This is a genomic window from Kitasatospora sp. NPDC058243 (assembly GCF_042882025.1).
In the GTDB taxonomy this organism is placed as follows: Bacteria; Actinomycetota; Actinomycetes; order Streptomycetales; family Streptomycetaceae; genus Kitasatospora.
This window is the reverse complement of record NZ_JBHVWW010000122.1, coordinates 1-10,569: the sequence shown is the minus strand read 5'-3', so window position 1 is coordinate 10,569 and position 10,569 is coordinate 1. Positions and strand designations below refer to the sequence as shown.

Here is a 10,569-nt window from a genome sequence, read left to right as displayed (position 1 = left end):
CCTCCGGCGCACCGGAGGGGCCCTTCCGTCGTCCCGCCACCCGGGGGCGGCGACCACCCGGTACGCCATCCGGTACGCGGAAACGCCGAAGACCGGCCTGGCGCGCTGGGCGCTGGGCCGGTCGGCGAAACTACTGGCTACGAGCGGCGAGAGGCCTGCGACGGCCCGGTGCCCGGCTCGGTGTCGTCCTCGTCGTCGAGGTCGGCATAGCGGGCGGCGTACTCGGCATACGGGTCGTCGTCCTCCTCCTCCTCGATCGGCTCCGGGTCGATCGGAGCGGTGGACGGCGATGCGCCCAGCTCGTTGGACAGACGGTTAGCGTCAAACCCGCCGCTGTTGTACTTCAGCTCGCGGGCGACCTTCGTCTGCTTGGCCTTGGCCCGGCCGCGCCCCATGGGTCGACCCCCTCAACGATGGGGCTCACGGCCCCGAGTCTGACACGTGTTCATGATCAGGAGCGGCCTGCCCGAATGGGAGGACCGTCCCTTGGAGCATTAACGGTACCTGTTTCCGCCGCTGGACGGTACGTCGTCGGTGTGACGTGGCGCGCACCGACCGCACCCGAGACCAGGTCTTCCCAGGTCAGGGGAGGTTTTGCGGCGGTTTGCGCGCTGTCCGGAGGTGTCTCAGGTCCGTCGTTCCAGGACCGATTATCCCCCCAAGGGGGACCTTGGATCACCCGATCGGGCGCAGAAGTGAGAATCCGGTTCCACATCGTGATGCGCGGGGGACGGCTGGGCCCCTCCCGCCCGGGGGCGGGTCACGGGGGTGCGGCCGCCCCCCGCGCGTCCGAGGTTCCGGGGGCGCCGGATCAGGCCCGGCGGGCGCCCGGCAGCAGGACCGTGCGCAGCGCGCTGATCTCGCGCATCCGCTTCTCGGCCAGGCGGTCGGCGGCGACCGCCGGCGGGACGCCGTCGGAGGCGGCCCGGGTGAAGATCTCCAGGGTGGTGTCGAAGATCCTGGTGGCCTTGTTCTTGGCCCGGTCGAAGTTGAAGCCCTCGATCTCGTCGGCGACCTGGATCACGCCGCCGGAGTTCACCAGGTAGTCCGGCGCGTAGAGGATGCCGCGGTCCGCGAGGTCCTTCTCGACGCCCGGGTGGGCCAGCTGGTTGTTGGCCGCGCCGCAGACGATCGTGGTGCCGGACTCGCCGAGCGCGGCCACCGTGTCGTCGGTCAGCGCGCCGCCCAGGGCGCAGGGGGCGTAGACGTCCAGCCGGGCCTGCAGCAGGGCGGCGGTGTCGGCGACGACCTCCACCTCCGGGTGGGCCGCGCGGACGCGGTTCACGGCGGTCTCGGAGACGTCGGTGATGACGACGGTGGCGCCGTCCGCGACGAGGTGGCCGACCAGGTAGTGGCCGACCTTGCCGACGCCCGCGACGCCGACCCGCTTGCCGCGCAGGGTCGGCTGGCCCCAGCGGGCCTGGGCGGTGGCGCGCATGCCCTGGAAGACGCCGAAGGCGGTCAGGATGGACGAGTCGCCGGCGCCGCCGTGCTCGGGCGAGCGGCCCGTCACGAACTGCGTCTCGCGCGCGATGACGTCCATGTCCTGCACGTAGGTGCCCACGTCGCAGGCGGTGATGTAGCGGCCGCGCAGGGACTCCACGAAGCGGCCGTAGGCACGGAGCATCGCCTCGTTCTTGTCCTTGTTGGGGTCGCCGATGATGACGGCCTTGCCGCCGCCGAGGTCGAGCCCGGCCAGCGCGTTCTTGTAGGACATGCCGCGGGACAGGTTGAGCGCGTCCTCCAGGGCCGCCTCCTCGGAGGCGTACGGGAAGAAGCGGGTGCCGCCGAGGGCCGGGCCCAGCGCGGTGGAGTGGATGGCGATGATCGCCTTGAGCCCGGAGCTGCGGTCGTGGCAGAGGACGACCTGCTCGTGGCCGTCGCCGGGGGCGCCGTCCTGCTCGGTGCGGAAGATCCTGCTGAGCACTCCGGGTGCGGGGTGCGTGGCGGATGTCTGTACGTCGGTCACTGTGGTGACTCCAGTATCGAAGGCCCGCCTGCTGTGGTGCGGGCGCCTAGGGCGAAGCGTAGTCGCGGGAGCGTCGCCGATCCGCCCTCTTGTCCGAGCTTGTCCCGGTGGTCCGAGGAGTGAGACGCAGGGGGGTGCGCGGTGCGGGCGCGAACGGTTCGGGGGCGCGCCCTCCCGGGGCCGGTCGGCGCGTGCGACCATGCAGGACGTGACCGTCGTGCGCACCTCGGTACTGCCGCCCTACGCCGCCCACCTGCGGGTCTACGAGCCGCTGGCCGCCTACCCGGAGTCCGAGCGGGTGCGCTGGCAGGCCTACGCGGCGGAGCACGGCCCGGACGCCGTCGAGGCGGCGCAGCCGGTGGCCGCGGCCGTCCTGGAGGAGCAGCGGGAGGCGCTGGCGGAGCTGGCCGCCCGGACGCCCCGGGCGCTGCCCGAGCGGGAGAGCGGGCGGGCCTACCTGCGGGTGGTGGACGGCGTGCTGTACGTCTGCCCGTGGGCGACCAGGCTGCGCAGCTGGCAGGCGCTGGAGGAGCTGCGGGCGGCCGCGCCGGTGGCGCTGCTGGACACCGCGGTGCCGCCGGTGGCCCGGGCGGCGGCGGAGGCGGACCGGGAGCGCTGGCGGGCCGGCCATCCGGACGCCCGGCCGTGGATCCTGACCAGCCGGTGGGAGGTGCCGGTGCGCTGGTTCCTGCCGTTCGGGGACGAGGACCGCTGTTTCGTGCCGGCGCAGGAGCCGGGCAAACCGGGGCGGGCGGCGGCGCTGTTCTACCTGGTGCCGATGGCGCAGGCGCGCCGCCGGGTGGCCCGGGCCTTCCGGGCGCTGCGTGAAGAGGTGCCGGACGGGGAACTGGTCCGGGGGGCGGAGCAGATCGGGCGGTGGCTGGAGGAATTCCATCCGCGCTCGCTGGTGGAGCTGGACTACGGGGGGCTGGTGCATGTGCTGGGGCCGGAGCGGCTGTTGGCGGATCGTTCGGCGGGGGAGCTGGAGGAGGGGCTGCGCGCGCTGCGGGCGGGGGACACCGCGCAGGCGCTGCACGCGTACGGGGAACTGACGGCGCGCTGGCGCAGGGTGCTGGCGCTGCGGTACGCGAACTGACGTCCGACCACCCGTGTATGACTGTAAGAGTCCTATGGCCCGAGCTGGATGACCAAGGTCCCGGTTCGGGTCAATAGCTGTCGAACGTGACACTACTCACCGTTGACGCGAACTTACCCCTATGTGCAAAAATGGGACAACCAGCCCAACTTCACGCGGGCATGCCCACTTTTGGGTGGTTCTGGAGTCGATGCGTGCTTTGCGGGGAAACAGGGGGTCTGGTCCCCTCGTAACCAGGCGTCACGGCCGCGTGACTGCCCGTTATGGGGTGGTCCATCGCCATCCGTCGCTCTTGAACCCGTGAGGGGTCAATTTTGGCGGTTTGGTCGATAGGGCTGGACGGATGGTGTAGTTGTAGACACCAGGACAAGCCGTTCGTCCTATAACCGACTCGGCCCGTCTATGCCATTTCGGGCATCGCGGGCCAAGGTGCAGAATTTGAAGGATAGAACCGCCCTGGTTCGGTTCTCCCGAGGAGGCCGCTCATGACCGCTCGTACCCCTGATGCTGAGCCCCTGCTGACGCCGGCAGAGGTCGCCACCATGTTCCGCGTGGACCCGAAGACGGTCACTCGTTGGGCCAAGGCGGGCAAGCTGACGTCCATTCGCACGCTCGGCGGTCACCGCCGTTACCGCGAGGCGGAGGTGCGCGCTCTGCTGGCCGGGATTCCCGCTCAGCGCACTGAGGCCTGATAGGCCAAAGGCTCTTTAAAGGGGCCGCTTACCGGACTCCGCCGGGTCCGGTAAGCGGCCCCTTTGCCATGCCCGCCCGCCGTGCCCGGGTACTCGGCACAACGTACGGAATGCTGAACTCCGGATAACGATTTGATGCGCATGATGCGCATGATGCGGGGGGGATTTACAGTTAATGGCTGTACAATTTTACATATTAAATTAGTGAGGTCTTGGTGAGGGTGGTGCGGGGGTGCTCTCGGGAAAAGATAAGTGACGACCGTCACACCGTCTGTCACTTGTGGTCTGGACCTGGTCCGGGATAAACACCGGACGCCAAAAGCGAGAGGCCCGGAACCTGACGGTTCCGGGCCTCTCGCACTGCGGCGATCCCGACGGGACTTGAACCCGCGACCTCCACCTTGACAGGGTGGCGAGCTAACCAACTGCTCCACGGGACCAGAGTTTCCTGATCTCGTTCACTCGCTTGCCGCGCTGCGAACAAGACAGACTGTAGCCCATGGTGGGCCCCCAGGTCGAACTGGCACCTGAGGGCCCTCGAGGAGGCCGCCGCCCAGCTCAGAGCGTGGCCCTGGCAGCCTCCATCGCCTTGGTGATCCGCTTCTCCGACACCGGGCTCGGTGTGCCCAGCGACTGGGCGAAGAAGCTGACCCGCAACTCCTCGATCATCCAGCGGATCGCCAGCACCTCCGCGGACGGCTGCCGGCCGGCCGGCACCGCCGCCAGCAGCTCCCCGTACTCCCGCTGCACCTGCTGGACCTTCAGCAGCTGCTGGGCGTCCCGCTGCGGGTGGTTGGGCAGCGCCTCCAGCCGGCGGTCCACCGCCAGCAGGTAGCGCTTGAGGTCCGGCAGCCGCTGCCAGCCGGTGTCCGTGACGAAGCCCGGGTGCACCAGGGAGGCCAGGTGCAGCCGGATGTCGTTCACCGCGTTCAGCAGCACCGGGCTGCTCACCGACTTCAGCCGGGTCGAGGCCTTGTGGAAGGCGATCAGCGCGGTGGCCGTCTTCAGCGTGGTGTCCGCGGACAGGTCGTACAGGTCCGCCCGCACCTTGTCGTGCAGCGTGCCGAAGGCCGCCTCGTCCCAGGCCGGTCCGCCGGCCAGGGTCATCAGCCGGTCCGTCGCACAGGCCACCACGTCCTCGAAGAGGGCGTTCACCGAGCCGTGCGGGTTGTGCGAGAGCGCCAGCTTCGCCTGGTTGCCCAACCGGCCCTGGATCGACTTGGCCGGGGAGGTGGTGGTCAGCATCAGCAGCCGGCGGGTGCCCGCCCACATCGACTGCGTCTGCGCCTGCGGGGTGTCGAACAGCTTCACACCGACCGACTCCCCCTCGTCCACCAGGGCCGGGTAGGCGCGCAGCGAATGGCCGCGCGAGCGCTGCTCGAAGGTGCGCTGGAGCACGGGCAGGCCGCCCGGCCAGGCGGTCAGCCCGCCCTGCTCGATGCCCTGGCCGGAGGCCGCCGAGGACAGCGTCTCCTTGAGCTTCGGCTTGAGCCGCAGCCGCAGCTCCTCCAGGTCCTTGGACTCGGCGAGCTTGCGGCGGCCGTCCACCACCCGGAAGGTCACCTTGAGGTGGTCCGGCACCCGCTCGTCGTCCCAGGCCTCCGGCGGCACGGTGATGGCCGTCAGGCGCTTGAGGGCGTGCTCCAGGGATGGCAGCAACGGCTCCTGGCGGTCCTTCACCGCGCGCAGCGCCGCCTTCGCGAAGTCCGGCGCCGGCACGAAGTTGCGCCGGATCGCCTTCGGCAGCGACTTGATGTACGCGGTGACCAGCTCCGTCCGCAGGCCCGGGATCTGCCAGTCGAAGCCCTCCGCGGTGACCTGGTTGAGCACCGGCAGCGGGATGTGGACGGTCACGCCGTCCGCGTCGCTGCCCGGTTCGAACTGGTAGGTCAGCTGGAAGCGCAGCTTGCCCTGCTGCCAGTGGTCCGGGTAGTCGGCCTCCGTGACGCCGTCCGCGGAGTCGTTGATCAGCATCGACTTCTCGAAGTTGAGCAGGTCCGGCTGCTCGTGCCGGGCCGTCTTCCACCAGGAGTCGAAGTGCCGGGTGGAGACCACGTCCTCCGGCAGCCGGGCGTCGTAGAACTCGAACAGGGTCTGGTCGTCGACCAGGATGTCCCGGCGCCGGGCCCGGTTCTCCAGCTCCTCGACCTCACCGAGCAGCTTGCGGTTCTCGGCGAAGAACCGGTGGTGGGTCTCCCAGTCGCCCTCGACCAGCGCGTTGCGGATGAACAGCTCGCGGCACAGCTCCGGGTCGATCCGCCCGTAGTTGACCTTGCGCTGGGCGACGACAGGCATCCCGTAGAGCGTCACCCGCTCGTACGCCAGGACGGCTCCGGCCTTCTTCTCCCAGTGCGGCTCGCTGTACGTCCGCTTGATCAGGTGGCCGGCCAGCGGCTCCACCCACTCCGGCTCGATCTTGGCGTTGATCCGCGCCCACAGCCGGGACGTCTCCACCAGCTCGGCCGACATCACCCAGCGCGGCGGCTTCTTGAACAGGCCCGAGCCCGGGAACACCGCGAACCGGGCGCCGCGCGCGCCGCCGTACTCGCGCTTCTCCACGTCGAACAGGCCGATGTGGGAGAGCAGGCCGGCCAGCAGCGACTGGTGGATCCGGTCGGCGTCCGGCTCGGCGTCCTCGTGCGGCTCCTCGATGGTGACGCCCAACTGCTTGGCGACCGTGCGCAGCTGGGTGTAGATGTCCTGCCACTCCCGTATCCGCAGGTAGTTGAGGAACTCCGCCTTGCACATCCGGCGGAAGGCCGAGGAGGACAGCTCGCGCTGCTGCTCCCGGACGTAGCGCCACATCGCCAGGTAGGACAGGAAGTCGGAGGTTTCCGAGTTGAACCGGCGGTGCCGCTCGTCGGCGGCCTGGCGCTTCTCGGCGGGGCGCTCGCGCGGGTCCTGGATGGACAGCGCGGCGGCGATCACCATCACGTCGCGCACGCAGCCGTTCTTGTCGGCCTCCAGCACCATCCGGGCCATCCGCGGGTCCACCGGGAGCTGGGCCAGTTGGCGGCCGAGCGCGGTGAGGCGCTTGCGCGGGTCCTTCTCGTCCGGGTCCAGCGCGCCCAGCTCGTGCAGCAGGTGCACGCCGTCCTTGATGTTGCGGGAGTCCGGCGGGTCCAGGAACGGGAAGGCGGCGATGTCGCCGAGGCCCGCCGCCGTCATCTGCAGGATCACCGAGGCCAGGTTGGTGCGCAGGATCTCGGCGTCGGTGAACTCGGGGCGGGAGAGGAAGTCCTCCTCCGAGTACAGCCGGATGCAGATGCCGTCGGAGGTGCGGCCGCAGCGGCCCTTGCGCTGGTTGGCGCTGGCCTGGCTGACCGCCTCGATCGGCAGCCGCTGCACCTTGGTGCGGTGGCTGTAGCGGGAGATCCGGGCGGTGCCCGGGTCGATCACGTACTTGATGCCGGGGACGGTGAGGCTGGTCTCGGCGACGTTGGTGGCGAGGACGATCCGGCGGCTGCCGGAGCGCTGGAACACCCGGTGCTGCTCGGCCGAGCTCAGCCGGGCGTACAGCGGCAGGACCTCGGTGGACTTGAGTTTCAGCTTGTCCAGGGCGTCGGCGGTGTCGCGGATCTCGCGCTCGCCGGAGAGGAAGACCAGGATGTCGCCCGGGCCCTCGGCCTGGAGCTCCTGGGCCGCTTCGCAGATCGCCTGGATCTGGTCCCGGTCGCGGTCGGCGTCCGTCGCGTCGTCGTCCTCGTCCAGGTCGTCGACGAGCGGGCGGTACCGGACCTCCACCGGGTAGGTGCGGCCGGAGACCTCGACGATCGGGGCGTCGTTGAAGTGCCGGGCGAAGCGCTGCGGGTCGATGGTCGCGGAGGTGATCACGACCTTGAGGTCCGGTCGGCGCGGGAGCAGCTGCTTGACGTAGCCGAGGATGAAGTCGATGTTGAGGCTGCGTTCGTGCGCCTCGTCGATGATCAGGGTGTCGTACTGGAGCAGTTCGCGGTCGGTCTGGATCTCCGCGAGCAGGATGCCGTCCGTCATCAGCTTGACCAGGGTGTCCTGGCCGACCTGGTCGGTGAACCGGACCTTCCAGCCGACCGCCTCGCCCAGCGGGGTGCGCAGCTCCTCCGCGACCCGCTCGGCGACCGTACGGGCGGCGATCCGGCGCGGCTGGGTGTGGCCGACCAGACCGCGCACGCCGCGGCCCAGCTCCAGACAGATCTTCGGGATCTGGGTGGTCTTGCCGGAGCCGGTCTCACCCGCGACGATCACCACCTGGTGGTCCCGGATGGCCGCCAGGATCTCGTCCTTCTTCTGGCTGACCGGCAGCTCGGCGGGATAGCTGATCGGCGGGACGGCACCGCGGCGCTGCTCGACCAGCAGCTCGGCGCGGTCGATGTCGGCGGCGATCTGGGCGGCGACCTTCTGCCGGGCCTCGGGCTTGCGGACCCGACGGGCCCCCTCCAGTCGGCGCCCGATCCGCACCTGGTCGCGAAGGGTCAGCTCGGGCAGGCGGGCGGCCAGCTCGCCGATACCGGGACCCTCGGCGGGTGCGGGGGCGGACTGGACTGCGGGAGAACTCACTGCGGGCATCCCTCTAGGTTCGCAAGGAGGTACGGCGGCGCGCACCTCGGTTTTCGAGCCTCTCCAGTGTCACAGCCACCGGCGGCCGAGCGCGAACGGCGGGTCCGGGTGCCGGCGACGTCGGGCCGGGCGGCTCCGGGCCGGGCCAGGCAACGGTTCGCGGCGGTTTCGGGCTCTGGGGGTTGAGGAGGTGCTCATGGGAGCCCAGAAGACCGCGAGGGACGAGGAGTTCCGCGCGTTCACCGGCAGCGCGTGGACGCGGCTGCTCAGGACGGCGTACCTGCTCGCGGGGGACAGGCACACCGCCGAGGACCTGGTCCAGCAGGCCCTGGAGCGGGCGTACGTCGCCTGGAGCCGGGTCCGGGCGGCCGACGACCCGCACGCCTACGTGCGCCGGATCCTGATCAACGAGCACGCCCGGCGGTTCCGCCGCCGAGCGGCCGAGGACCTGGTCACCGCCGTCCCCGACCGGGCCGCACCCGAGGGCCCCGACGGCTACGCGCGGCTGGACGAACGGGCGGCGCTGCTCACGGCCCTCGGCACACTGCCGCCCCGGCAGCGGCAGGCCGTCGTGCTGCGGTACTGGGAGGACCTCACCGAGACCCAGACCGCCGCGGCGATGGGCTGCTCGGTCGGGACGGTGAAGAGCCAGGCGGCCAGGGGCCTGGCCAAGCTGCGGGAGGCCTCCTCACTCAACGGGCTGGCGAGCATCGGAGGCGGAAGATGAGCGACGAGGGCAACGTGGGCGGCGAGGGCGCCATGGGCAACGTGGGCGGTGCGGGCGGCGAGGACACGGCCGGGGCGGGGGCCGGGGGCGCGGCCGGCGCCGAGGCCGCGGCGGCGCGGGTCCTGGGCGAGCTGGCCGGAAGCGTCGAGATCGGGGCCGTCCCGTACGACCGGCTGGTCGCCGGGGGGCGGCGCCGGCTGCGGCGCCGGCGGCTGCTGACCAGCGGGGCGGTGGCGGTGCTGGTCGCGGCGGCCGTCGTCGGGGGGACGGCGCTCGGCGGGCTCGGGCGGGGGCGGGGGCCGGGCAACGCGGCCGACGCGGGGGCGGTGGTGGCGGACGCCTCGACCGTCACCGCCGCAGAGGCCGCCGGGGCCGCCGGGGCCGCCGGGGCCGCCGCGACACCGACCGCTCCCGCGCGGGATCCGTTCACCCCGGTCCGGGTCGTGGTCGGCCAGGGCACCACGAACGGCAGGCAGTGGCAGGCGTGGGCCGCGTTCTGGCCGGCGGCCGCCACCAAGGAGGACGCCCTCCGACAGGCCCGGCTGATCTGGGAGGACCGGCACGCGGCCATCCCGCAACTGCCGGAGACCACCCGGGCGGACATCGACCGGAGCTGGCGCCCGGACGTGGACCTGGTGAACCTCTACGCCACCGTGGACGGGCAGCGCCAGGTCGACGACGCGATGCACGACACCCCCGCCCCGGGGGTGCCGGACGGGGCGATCATCGACCGGGCCACCTCCGGAGGAGGGACGATGCTCGGGTTCAAGGGCGGGGAGCTGGGCGCCTCGCCGGTGGTGATCGCCGGGGTCCGGCCCCGGGTTGCGAAGATCGTGGTCACCTGGGACACCGGCGGCGTCAGCGAGTCGGCGCCGGTCGCCCTCGGGGACTCCCCGACGCGCTGGTACGCGATCGCCAGGAAGCCGGGCGCCCAGGCCCGCACGTTCACGTACTACGCGGCGGACGGCTCCGTGCTGGGCACCGACGCCAGCTGGTTCCGCTCCTACTGAACCCTCCCGGCGCCGTGCCGGCCTCGACGCCGCCCGCGCGACCTGCCCACCTCCCCCTCGGGTCAGCTCGCCCGGCCGCCTGGCGAGCTGACCCGAGGGGAGCCGCCCGAGATCAGCAGGGCAGCAGGTCGCCGGTGACCAGCTCGAAGCCGAAGGGTGCCGGAACGCGCATCGTCTCGCCGAACGCGATGTCCTCGCGCCGGTGGTACCGGGCGCCGTCCGGCCTGCTGAAGAGGGTGACGGTCTTCTCCCGCGCGTCGACCAGGAGGTACAGCGGGATCCCCATCAGCGGGTAGTCCCGCACCTTCCCGACCCAGTCGTTCTCGGGGTTGGAGGGCGAGACCAGCTCGACCGCGATCGCGGCCAGCTCGGCGGGCACCTGGTTGATGCTCCTATGGGTTGTCAAGCGGTGGTGAGCCATTCGCGGTAGGCGTTGGCGAGGTTGTCGTCTCGGCGGGTGCCGCGTTCGAGGGTGGAGATGGTGGCGGGCCAGACGCCGAAGTGGTTGGCGACGGCGGTGAGGGTGATGTTCTTGGCCT

8 protein-coding genes and 1 tRNA gene are annotated in these 10,569 nt (G+C 71.3%); 4 read left to right on the top strand and 5 right to left on the bottom strand.

Annotated elements, in window-relative coordinates; all coding sequences use genetic code 11:
* Positions 1-137 precede the first annotated feature (137 nt).
* Both ACFVX9_RS39000 and ACFVX9_RS38995 read right to left on the bottom strand, forming a co-directional pair.
* Entirely contained in the window at positions 138-395 is a 258-nt protein-coding gene (locus ACFVX9_RS39000) for a DUF3073 domain-containing protein (RefSeq protein ID WP_063348338.1), read from the bottom strand.
* Positions 396-811: 416 nt separating this feature from the next.
* On the bottom strand, positions 812-1,969 hold the full coding sequence (locus tag ACFVX9_RS38995) for a Glu/Leu/Phe/Val dehydrogenase dimerization domain-containing protein (protein WP_063348337.1): 1,158 nt from the start codon (positions 1,967-1,969) through the stop codon (positions 812-814).
* A 199-nt stretch (positions 1,970-2,168) separates the two neighbouring features.
* Here ACFVX9_RS38995 and ACFVX9_RS38990 point away from each other — a divergent pair, with 199 nt between their 5' ends.
* Positions 2,169-3,065, top strand: coding sequence for a hypothetical protein (locus ACFVX9_RS38990; RefSeq protein WP_380482378.1), 897 nt, complete (start codon positions 2,169-2,171; stop codon positions 3,063-3,065).
* A 485-nt stretch (positions 3,066-3,550) separates the two neighbouring features.
* Positions 3,551-3,757 carry a developmental transcriptional regulator BldC gene (bldC, locus tag ACFVX9_RS38985; protein WP_014137253.1) on the top strand — a complete coding sequence of 69 codons (207 nt, stop codon included), beginning with the start codon at positions 3,551-3,553 and terminating at the stop codon, positions 3,755-3,757.
* A 366-nt stretch (positions 3,758-4,123) separates the two neighbouring features.
* On the opposite strand, the gene ACFVX9_RS38980 is transcribed toward bldC, so the two are convergent.
* Both ACFVX9_RS38980 and hrpA read right to left on the bottom strand, forming a co-directional pair.
* Positions 4,124-4,197, bottom strand: a tRNA-Asp gene (locus ACFVX9_RS38980).
* 118 nt (positions 4,198-4,315) lie between these two features.
* Positions 4,316-8,302, bottom strand: coding sequence for an ATP-dependent RNA helicase HrpA (hrpA, locus tag ACFVX9_RS38975; RefSeq protein ID WP_063348335.1), 3,987 nt, complete (start codon positions 8,300-8,302; stop codon positions 4,316-4,318).
* 187 nt (positions 8,303-8,489) lie between these two features.
* Between hrpA and ACFVX9_RS38970 the strand changes: the two genes are divergently transcribed.
* Together ACFVX9_RS38970 and ACFVX9_RS38965 are read left to right on the top strand one after the other, a co-directional pair.
* The gene (locus tag ACFVX9_RS38970; protein WP_063348334.1) at positions 8,490-9,020 is read left to right on the top strand and encodes a SigE family RNA polymerase sigma factor; all 531 of its coding nucleotides are present in this window, start codon (positions 8,490-8,492) and stop codon (positions 9,018-9,020) included.
* The gene (locus ACFVX9_RS38965; protein ID WP_387986953.1) at positions 9,017-10,030 is read left to right on the top strand and encodes a hypothetical protein; all 1,014 of its coding nucleotides are present in this window, start codon (positions 9,017-9,019) and stop codon (positions 10,028-10,030) included. Before ACFVX9_RS38970 ends, ACFVX9_RS38965 begins: the two co-directional genes overlap by 4 nt.
* A gap of 112 nt (positions 10,031-10,142) precedes the next feature.
* On the opposite strand, the gene ACFVX9_RS38960 is transcribed toward ACFVX9_RS38965, so the two are convergent.
* Positions 10,143-10,409 (bottom strand): Uma2 family endonuclease, encoded by a 267-nt coding sequence (locus tag ACFVX9_RS38960; protein WP_387986950.1) that lies wholly within the window; start codon positions 10,407-10,409, stop codon positions 10,143-10,145.
* Positions 10,410-10,569 lie beyond the last annotated feature (160 nt).